The sequence below is a fragment of the Microbacterium sp. NPDC090007 genome (assembly GCF_044748345.1).
Lineage (GTDB): Bacteria > Actinomycetota > Actinomycetes > Actinomycetales > Microbacteriaceae > Microbacterium.
Window position 1 is genome coordinate 951,728 of the sequence record NZ_JBIVFV010000001.1, and the last position, 15,424, is coordinate 967,151.

The following is a 15,424-nucleotide window of genomic DNA, read 5'->3' on the forward strand; positions in this document are numbered from 1 at the left end:
GCGAGAGCGGTCCGCCTCCCCGGACGGGGGCGTCCGGCCGCCGGGTGTCGGTGGGCGCGGCGAGAATGAGGGGATGCACCTCGACCCCGAAGCGATCAGCATCGCCGACGAGATCTTCTCGGCGGGAGCCATGGCGCGCGCCGATCGGCTGCTCGTCTACGGCTCGGTCGAGGTCGGCGACGTCAAGGCCTTCGACGGCGTGCTGGTGGTTCCGGCGCAGTCGTTCGGGGCGGCGGGGTACGAGCACCTCGAATTGCGCGTACGCGACGACCTGTCCCGTGTATCCGGGTGGTGCTCGTGCGGTCGCGGGCCCGAGTGCGAGCATTCGTGCGCAGCGGCGATCGTCCTGTTCGACCGCATGGTGTCAGCCGGTCGCCCGCCGAAGCCCGAGTGGCAGCGTTCGCTCGACGAGCTGATGGCGCAGTCCGCCCACGTCGTCGACGAACCGCCGGTCGATCTGTGCCTCTTCCTCGCCGTGCGCCGCGGTGGGGGACACGGGCGCAGCACCGCTCTCACGCTCACCGCCCGCCCGGGTATGCGCGGAACGCGCGGTACGTGGATCAAGGGTCGCGCGAGCTGGTCGCAGGTGTCCGCCCTGCCCGCCGATCCGCGGGCGCGGGCGGCCCTCGACAGCCTGGGGCGGATCGGTCGCTCCGGTCACGGCGCCTTCCTCTCGGACGAATGGATGCCGCTCGCGGCGGTCCCCGCGCACGCGCTCTGGCTGCAGCTCGACACGGTGCGGGCCGCCGGGGTGCCGATCGTGTCGGCGGCCGGCGCCCATCACCCGGTCCGCATCCCGGCCGAGGACGCGTCGGCGGCCGTGGCGGTCGACCGCCGGGGGTCCGCCCTGCACGTGCGGGGGATCGCCGCGGGCGTCGACGACGACGTGGCCGCATCGCCCGGATGGGTGGTGGGCGACCCCGCCGTCGCCGTGGCCTTCGTGGCCGATCGCGACGGCGACGACGAACGCATCACCCTGGTGCGGCTCGCCGAGCCCGTCGGCGGTCCCGTCCGCGGTCTGCTGGCGCGGACCGCGGCGCTCACGGTCGACGAGGGCGGCAGCGAGACGTTCCTGCGCGACTACCTCCCCCGACTCCAGCTGGACGCTCCCGTCGTCTCGCCGCGCGGGACGGTGGATCTTCCGCCGCCACCGGCATCCGTGCTCGAGATCACCGTCGACCACTCCGACGCGACGACGACCATCTCTGTGCGGTGGGATCGCTCGGCGACGTACGGACGCCGGGACGGCGCGCACGAGGCGGGCGTCCTCGCCGCGGTGGCGACGGTCGCCCGGACCCTGGGGATCGACGTGCCGCAGCCCCCGCCGTCGGGGTCCGCCCCGGCTCGCCGCCTGACCCCCGCGGACGCGGCGATCCTGTCGGCCGAGGGTGTCCCGGCGCTGGGCGCCGTCGACCACGTCGTCGTCCGCGCGACGGGGGACGACGTGCCGTTCCGGGCGTCGAGCGACGCCCCGAGTGTGCACCTGCAGACGGGAGCGGACGACGGCAGCGACTGGTTCGACCTGCACGCGCGGGTGACGGTGGGCGAGGTGGAGGTCGACGTCGCGGCTCTGTACACCGCGCTCGCGTCGGGTGATCGCGTGCTCTTCCTGACGGACGGTTCCTACGTGCGTCTGGACACCCCCGACTTCGACCGGCTGCGGGTGGTCATCGCCGAGGCGCGCGCGCTCGTGGACCGGCCCGATTCGGCCCTGCGGATCAACCGCTACAACGTGGGCCTCTGGGACGAGCTGACCGAGATGGGCGTTCTCGCGGCGAACGAGGCCGAGTGGTGGCTGCGCGTCCGGGGACTGACCGACGACGCGGCGATCGTCCCGGTGCCACCCCCGCGGGGGCTCCGAGCGACGCTGCGCGACTACCAGCGGGTCGGTCTGGACTGGTTGTCCTTCCTGCGCGGGCACGGACTCGGCGGCATCCTCGCCGACGACATGGGCCTCGGCAAGACCGTCCAGGCCATCGCGATGATGCAGGCGGCCCTCGAGTCCGACCCGGGTCTGCCCCCCTTCCTCATCGTCGCTCCGACGAGCGTGGTGGGCAACTGGGCGCGGGAGTGCGCCGCCTTCGCCCCCGATCTGCGGGTCGTCACCGTCTCGGCGACGCAGGCGCGACGGGCCGACAGCATCGCCCAGGTGGTCGAGGGGGCGCACGTCGTCGTGACCAGCTACGCGCTGCTGCGTCTCGAGCACGAGCAGTACGCCGAGGTCGAGTGGTCCGGGCTCGTGCTCGACGAGGCGCAGCAGATCAAGAACCCGTCCTCGCGCGGCTATCGGGCGGCGCGTTCGCTGCCGGTGCCGTTCCGCCTGGTCATCACCGGGACGCCGATGGAGAACAACCTCCTCGAGCTGTGGTCGCTGATGTCGTTGGTCGCGCCGGGGCTGCTCGGCACGCGAGAGGCGTTCACCGCGCTGTACCGCACCCCGATCGAGAAGCACGGCGACGCCGCGCGCCTCGACCTGCTGCGCCGCCGCATCCGGCCGTTCCTGTTGCGTCGCACCAAGGAGCTCGTGGCATCCGAGCTGCCCCCCAAGCAGGAGACCCTCCTCGAGGTGACGCTGCATCCCGCACATCGCCGGCTCTACGACCGCAGGTTCCACCGCGAACGACAGCGTCTGCTCGGTCTGCTCGACGACGCCGATGCCAACCGGTTCGCGATCTTCCGATCCCTCACGATGCTGCGTCAGCTGGCGCTGGATCCCGCCCTCGTCGACGAGGGCGAGGCCCCGTCGGCCAAGCTCGACGCCCTCGCCGAGCTGCTCGTCGAGGCGGCTGCGGAAGGGCACCGGGTTCTGGTGCTGAGCCAGTTCACACGATTCCTCCGCGCGGCCAGGGACCGCTGCGCCGAAGAGGGCATCGACTCGTGCTACCTCGACGGCACCACCACGCACCGGCAGGCCGAGATCGATCGGTTCCGCGACGGCGACGATCCCGCGTTCTTCGTCTCGCTCAAGGCGGGCGGGGTCGGACTCAACCTCGTCGAGGCCGACTACGTCGTCCTGCTGGATCCGTGGTGGAATCCCGCGGTCGAGGACCAGGCCATCGACCGCGCCCACCGCATCGGGCAGACGCGTCCCGTGATCGTCTACCGCCTCGTCGCCGCCGACACGATCGAGCAGAAGGTCATCGCCCTGCGCGAGAGCAAGGCCGAGCTGTTCTCGCGCGTCCTCGACGGCGCGGACGCGGGCGATTTCACCGGGGGACCCCGTCTGACCGCGGCCGACATCCGCGGCCTCATCGACTGAGCGACCGCCCCGCGAGCAGGGGCGATCGGGCAGGGTCTGGTCGATGTCGGACGTCCGGTCTAGCGTGACCCTCATGTCGGAAGAACAGCCCACCGCCATCGCCCCCGCAGACGGCGTCCCGGTGCCGACGGACGGGCGTCGCACGTTCCTCGCGATCCTGGTCAACACCGCCGCCGCCAACGTCACCACGAGCTTCCTGTGGTTCGCGCTCACCTTCTGGGTCTACCTCGAAACACGGTCGGTCTTGGCGACGGGCCTGATCGGCGGGGCCTACATGCTGCTCCTGGCGGTCTTCGCCATGGTGTTCGGATCGCTCGTCGACCGCCATCGCAAGCACCGGGTCATGGTCGTGTCGGGGTTCGTCACCCTGATCGCCTTCCTGTCGGCGGGCGCCCTGTGGCTCGCGTTCGGCGAGGCGGCCCTGCTCGATCTGGGGGCGCCCTGGTTCTGGCTCTTCTCGGGCATCATCCTGGGCGGCGCGGTGATCGAGAATCTGCGCAACATCGCGCTCTCGACCACGGTCACGCTGCTCGTACCCGTCGAGCGCCACGCCAACGCGAACGGGCTCGTGGGCACCGTGCAGGGACTGGCCTTCGTCGTGACGAGCGTGTTCAGCGGACTGTCGGTCGGGTTGCTCGGCATGGGCTGGACACTCGGCATCGCGATCGTCCTCACCCTCGTCGCCCTCGTGCACCTGCTGACGATCCGCCTGCGCGAAGAGCGCCCGACCGCCGCGACGGACGGTACCCCCTTCGTCGACCTCCGGGGGGCCCTCCGCGCCGTGCGGGCGGCGCCGGGACTGTTCGCGCTGATCGTCTTCTCCACGTTCAACAACCTCATCGGGGGCGTCTACATGGCGCTGATGGATCCCTATGGTCTCGAGCTCTTCCGCATCGAGATCGGGGGTCGCGTGTACGACGCCGAGGTGTGGGGCGTCGTGTTGGCGATCAGCGCCACCGGGTTCGTCATCGGTGGCGGCCTCGTCGCCCGCTTCGGCCTCGGACGCAACCCGATCCGCACGATGCTGTGGATCGTCATCGCGATGGGGCTCCTCGGAGCCGTGTTCACCCTGCGCGAATGGTGGTGGCTCTACGGTCTGGGCATCTGGGTGTACATGGCGCTCATCCCACCCGTCGAGGCCGCGGAGCAGACGGTCATCCAGAAGGTCGTCCCCTACGAGACCCAGGGGCGCGTGTTCGGGTTCGCCGCGGCGTTCGAGTCGGCGGCGGCCCCCGTGACGTCCTTCCTGATCGCACCGATCGCGCAGTTCGTCGTGATCCCCTACATGAACGGCGACGCGGGCCGTGCGGGGTGGGGGTGGTTGCTGGGCGAGGGGCAGTCCCGCGGCATCGCTCTCGTGTTCCTCGTCGCCGGGCTCGTGATGGTGGTGATGGCCGCGCTCGCGTTCACCACGCGGTCCTACCGCACCCTCTCGACGCAGTACCGGACGGCACAGGTCGTCAGCCCGTCGCCCGAGGCAACGGATCCTCCGCACCCGGCGGAGTCCGCCGTCTCCGCGCCGGCGACGAGCGACGCGCGTCCCTCCGGCGAACGGTCGTCATGACCCGGTGGTCAGCTCGATGACCACGTCGTTGAGGGCATCGGCGTCGTCGTCCCACAGCCCGACGAACGATGAGGCCAGCGCGCCCTCGAGTCCGTCCAGACCGCGGACGCGGAAGATCACCGCGGCGGCAGTCGGGTCTCGCCCGTCGTCGCGCGCCGCTTTGGCGTAGCCCTGCGCGACGGCGCGCGTCCACGCTTCGCTCGCCGCCTTGATCGCGGCGTAGTTCGCCCCGCCGGCGAGGGGACGGGTGACCGCGGTCGACGACACGATGGCCAGCCGACCGGCGGGCGAGGCCCGCAGATCGTCGTCGAAAGCCCGGCTCACGTGACGCAGCGCGGTGAGGGACCGGGAGAGGAAGACGAAATCGTCGTCGCTCTGACCGGCGAGCCCTCCGCCGCCGCGCCATCCTCCGACCAGGTGCAGGACGCCGTCGACGGCGCCGAGACGCGCGTGCACGCGCCCACGGAGGTCGGTGACGGCGGATTCGTCGGTCAGATCGCACCGCTCGACGATCGTCCCGGGGATCTCGTCCTCGAGGGCCGCGAGTCGCTCGCCGTCGGAACCGACCACGACGACCCGGGCTCCGGCGTCGAGCAGCGCCCGGGCGCACGTGCGCCCAGCCGCGCTGGTCCCGCCGGCGAGCACGACCAGGCGACCGCTCACGAGTTCATCCGTTTCGGCGTCGGCATCCATCGATCGAGGTCCTTCCTGACGAGATTCCCGCCGCGACATCCGCGGGCGCCGCGGCGGGGGTGGCCCGCCGCGCACCTGCGCCACCCGCTCGCGCACGCGCCGCGAGCCGTGACGTCCCCCGGACCCGCACGGCGCGGTCCGTGTTCAGTCCGTGCCGCGGATGCCCGCCGTCGAAGCGATCACCGGGCGCATCTTCTTCTCCAGCGCCTCGAAGAACATCGACAGCGGGAACTCGTCGTCCCGCACCGCGTCGGTGTACCCCTTGGGCGGGCCGGCGAGAACGTCGTCCGGCAGCCCCCGCGCCCACGCCGAGGCCGGGTGCGGGGTCACGACCGCGCGCACCAGGTCGTACGCGGCCAGCCAGTGCGCGGTCTTCGGTCGGTCGATCGAACGCCAGTACAGCTCGTCGATCGCGTCCCCCAGCGCCACGACGGCGGCGGGCACCTCGTCCCAGTCGAACGCGAGCGAGGTGTCGGTCCAGTGCAGCACGCGGTGCTGGTGCAGCCAGGCGAACAGCAGCTGACCGCCGAGCCCGTCGTAGTTGCGCACCCGCGAACCGGTGATCGCGAAGCGGAAGATGCGGTCGAAGATCACCGCATACTGCACCAGTTCGGCGTGCTCGAGCATCGCGCGCTCGGCGTCGTCGAGGTCGTCGCGCGCCGACAGGCGCTTCTGCAGCGACACGCACTCGCGGAAGGCGGTGAGATCGCACCGGAGTTCCTCGAGCGAGTAGAGGAAGAACGGCATCCGCTGCTTGATCATGAACGGGTCGAAGGGCAGGTCGCCGCGCATGTGCGTGCGGTCGTGGATGAGGTCCCACATCACGAACGTCTGCTCGGTCAGGGCCTGATCGTCCAGCATGCGGGCGGCGGCGGCGGGCAGCTCGAGCTTGGTGATGTCCGCTGCGGCGCGGGTGACCCGGCGGTAGCGGGCGGCCTCGCGGTCCTGGAAGATCGCGCCCCAGGTGAAGGTGGGGATCTCGCGCATCGCCACCGTCTCGGGGAACAGCACTGCCGAGTTGGTGTCATAGCCGGAGGTGAAGTCCACCAAGCGCAGCGAGACGAACAGGCGGTTGCTGTACTCGGTCTCGAGGCGGGCGATGAACTCGGGCCAGATGGCCTCGACGAGCACGGCTTCGACGTGACGCTCGCTCGAGCCGTTCTGGGTGTACATGGGGAACACGACGAGGTGACGGATGCCGTCGACGCGGTGTTCCTGCGGCTGGAAGGCGACGAGGGAGTCGAGGAAGTCGGGCACCCCGAGACCCTCGGCCTGCCACCGACGGAAGTCTGCGACCGAGGCGGCGAGGTAGGCCGCGTCGTGGGGGAACAGCGGGGCGAGGGCGTCGATGGCCTCGATGATGTCGGCGAGCGCGCCGGCGGCGGCCTCGACGTCCTCGACGGAGCCGTCCGTCGCCTGGAGGGACTGGAGGGTGGTGGCGGCGGTCTTCAGCTGCGTCCACGCGGGGGTGCGTTCCACCTCGTCGACGCCGTGGCCGTCGAGCAGATCATGGGCGGCGCGGATGGTCGTCGCGGTGGTCATGGCATCCTCCGATCAAGGCTGTAAATATTCCTGTCTAACCGCCATGCTAACGGAAAACTTACGGAGGCCGCCAGTGCCGTGCGCGGGCCGCCTGATACTGTCGAGCGCATGACCGAGGCCTCCGCTCGCCCGCCGCGCCTCGACGACGCCGTCGACGCCGCCATCGTGCGCGAGATCTCCCTCGATGCGCGCGCGACCCTCTCGCATCTGTCCGAGCGCGTCGGGCTGTCGGTGTCCGCCGTCCAGTCGCGTCTGCGGCGTCTCGAGGCGCGCGGGATCGTCCAGGGCTACCGTCCGATCCTCGACGCCGAGGCCCTCGGCCGCCCACTCGCCGCCTTCGTCGAGATCACGCCGCTGGACCCGGCGCAGCCCGACAACGCCCCCGAGCTGCTCGCGCACCTCACCGCGATCGAGGCGTGCCACTCGATCGCCGGCGACTCGGCCTACATGCTGTTCGTCCGCGTGCCCACCCCCCGCGACCTGGAGTCGCTCATCCGCGACATCCGCGCCGCCGCGCAGGTCAACACGCGAACGACGGTCGTCCTGCAGACGTTCTTCGAGGCCCGCCCGATCGAACCCGCGGCGTTCCCCGCCTGAGGTTCGCGGCGCCGGCTCAGTCGGCCTGCTCCTCAGGGTCGTGCGCCCAGGTGGGGGCGAGGGCCCGGATCCGCGCCGCGCGCCACTGCCAGGTCGCCCACAGGCCGAGCCACAGGGCGGGCGCCGTGGCGCCGCCGATCGTCAGGCGCTCCCGCCACAGCGTCCTGGTCGGGTCTCCGGGCGCGGCCGACACGGCCATCTGGTGGTCCCAGACATCCAGGGTCGACAGCGGTCCGGTCAGCGGCACACCCCAGTCGCGGAACACCCGCACGCGTCCCTCGGCGTCGGTGGTCTCGCGGTCGGCGACCGAGATCAACTGACGACCGACGGGCACGAGCCCGGCCACACTCATCTGCACGGGCACGTCGTCACCCGATTCGAACGAGGTCGGCATGGTCCCCAGCGCCTCGACCTCCAGCAGGGGACCGTACAGCTCCGCGACGGCCCGGGGGGAGTGCAGCGCGCGCCAGGCGGCGTCCGGGTCGCAGTCGATCACGAACTTCAGCAGGATGCGCATGACCCCGATCGTGCCCTACCCGTGACGGCCGCGGGCACGGCTTGACGCGCACCGCGTCGCCGGTCGGTTCGTCCTAGGCTCGAGGGATGCCGAACACCGCCGCCTTCGCGCAGTCCGACTACCAGGTGCGTCTCGAGTGGGGTCGCGCGGGTCTGCGGCGTCTGGCCCCCGCGGACGTGGTCGTCGTCGTGCAGACGCTGGGCCTCTCGGCGCGTGCACTGTCGGTGTGCGAGAACGCCGACGCTCTGACGCCCGCCCCGGGTGTCGCGGTCGACATCGCGCGGGAGGCGTCAGAGGCGGGGGCGCACGTGATCGTCGGGGGCGTGCGCAACGCCGCGGCCGTGGCGGCGTACGTCCTCGACCAGCAGCGGGCGCGGGGGCGGCGCACGAGCATCGCGATCCTGCCCGTCGGGGAGTCCGAGGAGTCCGGGACGGATGCCGTCCGCTTCGCCGTGGAGGACCTTCTCGGCGCCGGAGCGGTCATCGCTGCCCTCGGCGACCTCGGCATCGACCACGCCTCTCCCGACGCGGCCGTCGCGGCAGAGGGTTTCCGCGCCCTCGGCGGTGCGGTGCGCCACCTTCTCACCGCGAGCGGCTCCGGGCGCGCCCTGGCGGCTCGGGGCGGGCGCGACGACGTCCTGGCCGCGGCGGCCCGCGACGCGGCATCCGTGGTCCCGGTACTGACGGGCGGCGTCTTCGTCTCGGCGTGAGCCGTGCCGACCGCGCCCTCAGCGCGGCGTCGCCGCCGCCAGGCGTGCGGCGGGGCTGATGTCGCGGCGCACCCACGCCAGCGCGAACCGCGGATCGAACGACGGAGCGCACCGTGCGCACGAGGTGGGTCTCGTCGCGCGGCGGTGCCGGTAGGCGACGTGGCCCGCGGGGCACGTGCCCACCCAGGGCGCCAGGTCGTTCGCCGTCTCACCGGCGTGCGTGGTACCGCCGACGTACCCCAGCTCGCGGGCCGTGCGCTTCCACGCCGGTCCGTGCCCGGCGGCGCCCCCCGCGAGCGCGTGCGCGACCTCGTGCAGGAGGGTCTGGTGATTGGTGTCGTCGTCGTACCGCGCCGCGAGGTAGCGCGACACGCTGATGCGTTTGCGCCCGTAGTCGCACAGGCCCGCGCGTCGCTTGGCGTTGTCGAAGGCGAACGTCCACGACGCGTCGAGGTGCAGGGCGATCAACGCCTCGGCCCACGTGCGTACGCGCTGCAGTTCGGACATGTCCGGGATCCTAGGCGGCGGTTCCGACACTCAGCTCGCGACGACCTCGCGCGTGCGGCGGCGATCCGCGGCGTCGATGGCGAGCAGGGTCGATTCGAGTTGCTTGTCGGTGGCGCCGGCGTTCTGGCGCAGGAACAACGCCTGTTTGAAATCGCGACGGGCGGACTCGTAGTCGCCTTCGTCGTAGTGCACCTTGCCGCGGTGCTGCAGGGCGAAGGCGGCGATGCTCGCCCAGCCCTGGCCCTCGGCCTCTTCGGCGCACATGGTCAGCTCCTGCTCGGCGGCGGCGTAGGCGCCCCGGCACTGCATGATCGTGGCGTGCAGGATGCGCGCGCGCAGCAGGTCGCGGCGTGTGCCGGCCATGCGGGCCACGCGCACGGACTGCTCCGAGATGGCCAGGGCCTCGTCGAAGCGGTCGAGCACCTTCAGCAGCCACACCCGCTCGAGAAGGGCGTGCAGGCTGCGCTGCTCCCCGATCTCTTCGAGACGCTCCGCGCACTCGCGAGAGTCGGTGACCTCGCGCAACGTGTCGGGGTCGTACCCGTGGATGTAGCTCACCGGCGCTCCTCTCGGTCCAGCAGGACTTCCAGTGTGCGCCGCGCACCCCCGGACGGTCGACTCGCCACGCGGTCGAGTCCCGATCGTGGTCGCGTCAGCGTTCGAAGAGGGATGCCGAGGGCTTGGGCGAGGGGGTCGCGTCGCCGTCCACGGCGGGGAGCGCACCGCGGGCGAACTCGTCGATCTCGCCGCCCTGGGCGACCTTGGCGGGGTGGGGCCCCGCCGCCATCAGGCGCGGCAGCCACTCCACCGGCAACGGCGCGGCGGAGGCGGCGACGACGAGGTTGCCGAAGCGTCGACCCTTGAGCACCTGCACCTCGGCGAGGACGATCACCTCGGGCAGCACCGCGCGCACGGTGGCGACCTGACGTCGGGCGAACGCGAGTCCCGGCCCGTCCGAGACGTTGATCAGCAGGACGCCGTCGGGGGCGAGAAGCCTCGCGGCCTCGCGATAGAACTCCACCGTCGTCAGGTGCGCGGGGGTCTGTGCGCCCGAGTACACGTCGCTCACGAGCACATCGACCGCGCCGGTGAGACCGGCCGGCAGACGCCCGAGACCCGCGCGCGCGTCACCGATGCGCACGCGGATCGCCGCACCGCGCGGCAGGGGGAGGTTCTCGCGCACGAGGTCCCAGAGCGCCGGCTCGAGCTCTATGACCTGCTGGCGCGAACCGGGACGCGTCGCCTCGACGTAGCGGGGGAGGGTGAGCGCTCCGGCGCCCAGGTGCACCGCGGTCAGTGGTTGTCCCGGCATCCGCAGGCGATCGATGACGGCGCCCATGCGTGCTACGTATTCGAAGTGCAGGTGCGTGGGGTCGTCGAGGTCGACGTGCGATTGCGGTGTGCCGTCGACCACGAGTTCGGAGCCCGAGACGAAGCCCGAGCGCGACACCCGCGCGAGCGATCCGTCCGACAGGCGCGCGGTGGGGGCGTCGTCGGGTTCGATGCGCATGCGGGCCATGCTCAACACGCTAGTGCGACCGGCTCGCGCCGGCGTGCCGCGACCGTCCCGGCCCAGGACCGGCCGAGCCCCTCCGGTGCGGCTCGTCGCTGCCGGGCCGGGGTCGGCGCCGGTTTCCCCACGACCCGCGCAGGCCCCGTGCGGGCAGGGTGCTGCACCAGAGGTCTCGCGGTCGGGCGGAATGCCCTGTGCTGCTTTCTGAGGGCCATCAGGATGCCGGGTCGCCGAAACACGATCGATACAAACGGGCAATGGGCAGGGCGCTGCCCGCCCTGTACGGTCGGGGGAACACAGCAAGCGGAGCGCGGCACGACGACGTGACAGCGCCGTCGTCCTCCTCCCTTCACCCTCGGAAGGTGCATCTCCATGCTCGGAAATCTTCGACGTCGTCTGCTGGTCGGCGCAGCGGCGGTCGCCATCGGCGCCCTCACGTTGTCCGGCTGCACGAGCCAGCGCGACGACAACGGCGGCGGCGGCGACGCCGGCGGCGACGTGGACTCGACGTTCGTGTTCGGCGCGTCCGGCGACCCGTCCAGCCTCGACCCGGCGTTCGCGAGCGACGGCGAGTCGTTCCGCATCTCGCGTCAGATCTTCGAGGGCCTCGTCGGCGTCGAGCCCGGGACGGCCGACCCGGCGCCCATGCTCGCCGAGAGCTGGACGCAGTCCGACGACGGACTGTCGTACACCTTCCAGCTCAAAGAGGGCGTGACCTTCCACGACGGCACCGAGTTCAACGCGGATGCCGTGTGCTTCAACTTCGATCGCCAGAACAACTTCACCGGTATCGCGCAGTCCGAGAGCCTGTCGTACTACTGGGGCAAGATCATGCGCGGCTACGCCGACACCGGCACCTCGATCTACGGCGGGTGCGAGGCGGCGAGCCCCACCGAGGTCACCCTCACGCTCACGCAGCCCTTCGCCGGATTCATCCCGGCGCTGTCGCTGCCCGCGTTCGCCATCCAGAGCCCCGCCGCCCTCGAGCAGTACCAGGCCGACGAGGTCGGCGGCACCTCCGAGGCCCCCACGCTCAGCGAGTACGCGCAGGCGCATCCCACGGGGACCGGTCCCTTCAAGTTCGACGCGTGGGAGCCCGGTGCCGAGACCACCGTCAGCGCCTACGACGGATACTGGGGCGAGCAGGGTCAGGTGCAGGAAGTGATCTTCCGCGTGATCGGCGACACCACCGCCCGCCGTCAGGCCCTCGAGTCCGGCTCGATCGACGGCTACGACCTCGTCGCCCCCGCCGACCTGGGCGCCCTCGAGAGCGCGGGCTACATGCTCTCCAACCGCGACCCGTTCAACATCCTCTACCTCGGCATGAACCAGGCCGATCCGGCCCTCGCCGACGAGCGCGTGCGCCAGGCGATCGCCCAGGCGATCGACAAGCAGCAGCTCGTCACGCAGGTGCTGCCCGAAGGCACCACCGTCGCCTCGCAGTTCATGCCCGACAGCGTGATCGGGTTCAACGAGGGCGTCACCGAGTACGACTTCGACCAGGATGCCGCCAAGGCGCTCCTCGCCGAGGCCGGCTTCACCGAGGCGAACCCGCTGACCATCACGTTCAACTACCCGGTCAACATCTCGCGTCCGTACATGCCCAACCCGGAGCAGATCTTCACCAACCTGCAGTCGCAGCTCGAGGCGGTCGGCATCGTCGTGAACCCCGTCTCGAACGAGTGGGGCGAGTACCTCGACCTGATCCAGGGCGGCTCGGAGCACGGCATCCACCTGCTCGGTTGGACGGGCGACTACAACGATCCCGACAACTTCGTCGGCACGTTCTTCGGCGGGCCGTCCAACGAGTGGGGCTTCGACAACGCGGAGCTCTTCTCGGCCCTGACGTCGGCCCGCGGTCTCGCGACCGAGGACGAGCAGGACCCGGCCTACCAGGACATCAACGAGCAGATCGCGCAGTTCCTGCCCGGCATCCCCCTGGCCAACCCCGTCCCCACGCTGGCGTTCGCGCCCCGCGTGGCGTCGTACCCGGCCAGCCCCGTGCAGGACGAGGTCTACAACCAGATCGAACTCACCGAGTGATCGGATGCCGCGGACCCGCACCGGCGTGCGAGTCCGCGGCATCCGCGTGCCGGGGCCCGCGCATCGTCGCGGCCCCGGCATCCCCGTGTCCCCCCGCTTCCGACACCCTGTGAGAACCCGTGCTCCGCACCATCGGCAGGCGCCTGCTCCTGCTCATCCCGACCCTGTTCGGCCTCTCGATCCTTCTATTCGCCTGGGTGCGCGCCCTGCCCGGCGGACCCGCCGTCGCCCTCCTCGGCGAGCGGGCGACCCCCGAGGCCGTCGCCCGCATCAACGAGCTGTACGGCTTCAACGAGCCCCTGTACGTCCAGTACTTCACGTGGCTCGGACGTCTGCTCACCGGTGACTTCGGCTCGTCCATCCAGACCGGACGCCCCGTCCTGGAAGAGTTCGTCCGCCGATTCCCCGCGACCCTCGAGCTGTCGATCGGCGCGCTGATCGTCGCGGTGGGGATCGGCATCCCGCTCGGCTACTGGGCGGCCCGCCGTCACGGCAAGGTGTGGGACCACACCGCGGTCGTCCTGAGCCTCGTCGGGATCACGATCCCGGTGTTCTTCCTCGCGTTCATCCTGAAGTACGTCTTCGCCGTGCAGCTGGGGTGGCTGCCCTCGGACGGTCGCCAGGACCCGCGCATCGACGCCACCCATTACACGAACCTCTACGTCTTCGACGGCCTCATCACGGGCGAGTTCGACGCATCCTGGGATGCCATCCTGCACCTGATCCTGCCCGCGCTCGCCCTGGGTACGATTCCGCTGGCGATCATCGTGCGCATCACCCGCGCCTCGGTGCTGGAGGTGCAGAACGCCGACTACGTGCGAACGGGCCGGGCCAAGGGCATCGGGACGGGGACGCTGCGCAACCGATTCATCCTGCGCAATGCGATGCTCCCCGTCATCACGACCGTCGGTCTGCAGGCGGGACTCCTCATCTCGGGGGCCGTGCTCACCGAGACGGTGTTCGCGTTCCCCGGCATCGGGCAATTCCTCGCCCGCGCCATCTTCACGCGCGACTTCCCCGTCCTGCAGGGCTTCATCATCTTCATCGCGATCGCGTACGCCCTGATCAACCTGCTCGTCGACCTGTCGTACAGCGTCATCGACCCGAGAGTGAGAGTCCAGTGAGCTCCGGCATCCTCCCTCCCGCCCCCAGCGGCGGCCCCGTCGACGACAACGCGGTGGTCGATGCGCAAGTCCTCGCGGCCCAGGCACGCGGCGGGTTCTGGCACGACGTGCTCCAGCGCCTGCGCCGCAGCCCCGTCGCGTGGATCGGCGCCGTCATCGTGCTGGCGTTCCTGCTCGTGGCGGCTCTGGCTCCGCTGCTCGCGCCGTACCCGGCGGAGTCGCTCCCGGGCCAGAGGTTCATCACGCCCACCGACATCCCGGGCCCGGGCGAGCTGGCGGAGTTCCCGCTGGGCCTGGACCGATTCGGCGGCGACGTGCTGTCCAAACTGATCTGGGGGGCCCAGGCGTCGCTGCAGATCGGTGTGATCTCGACGGCGCTCGGCCTGCTGGGGGGAATGGCGCTCGGTCTGCTGGCGGGGATGTTCGGCGGCTGGGTCGACGCGCTCGTGATGCGCTTCGTCGACATCCTGCTGTCGGTGCCCAACCTGCTTCTCGCCGTCTCGATCGCGGCCGTCCTCGGACAGAGCCAGCTGGCGATCATGATCGCCATCGGGGCCTCGCAGGTGCCGGTGTTCGCCCGTCTCCTGCGGGCGTCGATGCTGCAGCAGCGCGGCGCCGACTACGTGCTCTCGGCCCAGACGCTGGGCCTGAGTCGTCGCACCATCACCATGACGCACGTGCTTCCCAACAGCGTCGGCCCGGTGATCGTCCAGGGCACCCTCACGCTCGCCACCGCCGTCATCGACGCCGCGGCGCTGTCGTTCCTGGGTCTGGGCGGCGGCCTGCCGCAGACCGCGGAGTGGGGGCGCATGCTCACCTACGCGCAGGCCGAGCTGGCGATCGCTCCGTGGCTGGCGTTCCTGCCCGGCATCTGCATCGCGGTGACCGCGCTCGGCTTCACGCTGCTGGGTGAGTCGTTGCGCGAGGCGATGGATCCGCGCACGCGGGCGCGGTAGCCCCCCCCCGGTCCGCCCGCGCGCGGGCCGGGGCTGCGTCGTACCGAGAACAGGCGATGCAGGAGAACGGGCGAGGCTGCCAGAACGGGCGGCGCCACGAGAACAGGCGAGGCTGCCAGAACGGGCGGCGTTACGAGAACAGGCGGCGTCGCGAGAACAGGCCGTTTTCGGTCGTGTCGGCCTGTTCCGGTGGCATCCTCTGTTCTGGTGACGGGGAGGGTGGCGCCCCGGGGCCCCGCGCCGTCCGCGGACGTATGACCGCGCGCGTTCTGGTCTGACCCCGGCGAGCGTCTGCCGGTCTGACCCCGCGCGCGAGTCGGGGTCGTGGCGTCGGTGCCGCGGCGACCCGGCGGCGTCACGAGACCAGGCGGCGTCACGAGAACAGGCGGCGTCACGAGA

The 15,424-nt window shown here is 71.3% G+C and carries 13 protein-coding genes; 7 read left to right on the top strand and 6 right to left on the bottom strand.

Annotated elements, in window-relative coordinates:
- Positions 1-73: 73 nt before the first annotated feature.
- Together ACIPVB_RS04440 and ACIPVB_RS04445 are read left to right on the top strand one after the other, a co-directional pair.
- Complete coding sequence (locus tag ACIPVB_RS04440; protein ID WP_400367329.1) at positions 74-3,259, top strand: DEAD/DEAH box helicase; 3,186 nt, start codon at positions 74-76, stop codon at positions 3,257-3,259.
- Between the two features lie 73 nt (positions 3,260-3,332).
- Positions 3,333-4,823: an MFS transporter gene (locus tag ACIPVB_RS04445; RefSeq protein ID WP_400367331.1), complete on the top strand. Its 1,491-nt coding sequence runs from the start codon at positions 3,333-3,335 to the stop codon at positions 4,821-4,823.
- On the opposite strand, the gene ACIPVB_RS04450 is transcribed toward ACIPVB_RS04445, so the two are convergent.
- Both ACIPVB_RS04450 and ACIPVB_RS04455 read right to left on the bottom strand, forming a co-directional pair.
- Entirely contained in the window at positions 4,818-5,516 is a 699-nt protein-coding gene (locus ACIPVB_RS04450) for an SDR family oxidoreductase (RefSeq protein ID WP_400367332.1), read from the bottom strand. The two genes, ACIPVB_RS04445 and ACIPVB_RS04450, sit on opposite strands and share 6 nt — an antisense overlap.
- Positions 5,517-5,660: 144 nt before the next feature.
- The gene (locus ACIPVB_RS04455) at positions 5,661-7,058 is read right to left on the bottom strand and encodes a DUF6421 family protein (RefSeq protein ID WP_400367333.1); all 1,398 of its coding nucleotides are present in this window, start codon (positions 7,056-7,058) and stop codon (positions 5,661-5,663) included.
- 108 nt (positions 7,059-7,166) lie between these two features.
- On the opposite strand from ACIPVB_RS04455, the gene ACIPVB_RS04460 reads away from it, so the two are divergent.
- The gene (locus ACIPVB_RS04460; protein ID WP_400367334.1) at positions 7,167-7,655 is read left to right on the top strand and encodes an Lrp/AsnC family transcriptional regulator; all 489 of its coding nucleotides are present in this window, start codon (positions 7,167-7,169) and stop codon (positions 7,653-7,655) included.
- A gap of 16 nt (positions 7,656-7,671) precedes the next feature.
- Here the strand turns inward: ACIPVB_RS04460 and ACIPVB_RS04465 are convergent, their stop codons facing one another.
- Complete coding sequence (locus ACIPVB_RS04465; RefSeq protein ID WP_400367335.1) at positions 7,672-8,172, bottom strand: hypothetical protein; 501 nt, start codon at positions 8,170-8,172, stop codon at positions 7,672-7,674.
- 86 nt (positions 8,173-8,258) lie between these two features.
- Between ACIPVB_RS04465 and ACIPVB_RS04470 the strand changes: the two genes are divergently transcribed.
- Positions 8,259-8,882 (top strand): 2-phosphosulfolactate phosphatase, encoded by a 624-nt coding sequence (locus ACIPVB_RS04470; protein ID WP_400367336.1) that lies wholly within the window; start codon positions 8,259-8,261, stop codon positions 8,880-8,882.
- 18 nt (positions 8,883-8,900) lie between these two features.
- Here the strand turns inward: ACIPVB_RS04470 and ACIPVB_RS04475 are convergent, their stop codons facing one another.
- From ACIPVB_RS04475 to ACIPVB_RS04485, 3 genes are all read right to left on the bottom strand, one after another.
- Positions 8,901-9,389 carry a SprT-like domain-containing protein gene (locus ACIPVB_RS04475; protein ID WP_400367337.1) on the bottom strand — a complete coding sequence of 163 codons (489 nt, stop codon included), beginning with the start codon at positions 9,387-9,389 and terminating at the stop codon, positions 8,901-8,903.
- A gap of 30 nt (positions 9,390-9,419) precedes the next feature.
- Positions 9,420-9,947 carry a hypothetical protein gene (locus ACIPVB_RS04480; RefSeq protein WP_400367338.1) on the bottom strand — a complete coding sequence of 176 codons (528 nt, stop codon included), beginning with the start codon at positions 9,945-9,947 and terminating at the stop codon, positions 9,420-9,422.
- Between the two features lie 94 nt (positions 9,948-10,041).
- A complete protein-coding gene (locus ACIPVB_RS04485; protein ID WP_400367339.1) occupies positions 10,042-10,908 on the bottom strand; it encodes a spermidine synthase in 867 nt (288 codons plus the stop codon).
- 366 nt (positions 10,909-11,274) lie between these two features.
- Here ACIPVB_RS04485 and ACIPVB_RS04490 point away from each other — a divergent pair, with 366 nt between their 5' ends.
- From ACIPVB_RS04490 to ACIPVB_RS04500, 3 genes are all read left to right on the top strand, one after another.
- A complete protein-coding gene (locus ACIPVB_RS04490) occupies positions 11,275-12,945 on the top strand; it encodes an ABC transporter substrate-binding protein (protein WP_400367340.1) in 1,671 nt (556 codons plus the stop codon).
- A 119-nt stretch (positions 12,946-13,064) separates the two neighbouring features.
- The gene (locus ACIPVB_RS04495; RefSeq protein ID WP_400367341.1) at positions 13,065-14,069 is read left to right on the top strand and encodes an ABC transporter permease; all 1,005 of its coding nucleotides are present in this window, start codon (positions 13,065-13,067) and stop codon (positions 14,067-14,069) included.
- Positions 14,066-15,025, top strand: coding sequence for an ABC transporter permease (locus ACIPVB_RS04500; RefSeq protein ID WP_400367342.1), 960 nt, complete (start codon positions 14,066-14,068; stop codon positions 15,023-15,025). The genes ACIPVB_RS04495 and ACIPVB_RS04500 overlap by 4 nt, the downstream gene beginning before the upstream one ends.
- Positions 15,026-15,424 lie beyond the last annotated feature (399 nt).

Coding starts and splice junctions, on each gene's coding strand:
- ACIPVB_RS04490 (WP_400367340.1), top strand. CDS start 11,275: ATGCTCGGAAATCTTCGACGTCGTCTGCTGGTCGGCGCAGCGGCGGTC.
- ACIPVB_RS04460 (WP_400367334.1), top strand. CDS start 7,167: ATGACCGAGGCCTCCGCTCGCCCGCCGCGCCTCGACGACGCCGTCGAC.
- ACIPVB_RS04465 (WP_400367335.1), bottom strand. CDS start 8,172: ATGCGCATCCTGCTGAAGTTCGTGATCGACTGCGACCCGGACGCCGCC.
- ACIPVB_RS04475 (WP_400367337.1), bottom strand. CDS start 9,389: ATGTCCGAACTGCAGCGCGTACGCACGTGGGCCGAGGCGTTGATCGCC.
- ACIPVB_RS04440 (WP_400367329.1), top strand. CDS start 74: ATGCACCTCGACCCCGAAGCGATCAGCATCGCCGACGAGATCTTCTCG.
- ACIPVB_RS04485 (WP_400367339.1), bottom strand. CDS start 10,908: ATGGCCCGCATGCGCATCGAACCCGACGACGCCCCCACCGCGCGCCTG.
- ACIPVB_RS04455 (WP_400367333.1), bottom strand. CDS start 7,058: ATGACCACCGCGACGACCATCCGCGCCGCCCATGATCTGCTCGACGGC.
- ACIPVB_RS04450 (WP_400367332.1), bottom strand. CDS start 5,516: ATGGATGCCGACGCCGAAACGGATGAACTCGTGAGCGGTCGCCTGGTC.
- ACIPVB_RS04470 (WP_400367336.1), top strand. CDS start 8,259: ATGCCGAACACCGCCGCCTTCGCGCAGTCCGACTACCAGGTGCGTCTC.
- ACIPVB_RS04445 (WP_400367331.1), top strand. CDS start 3,333: ATGTCGGAAGAACAGCCCACCGCCATCGCCCCCGCAGACGGCGTCCCG.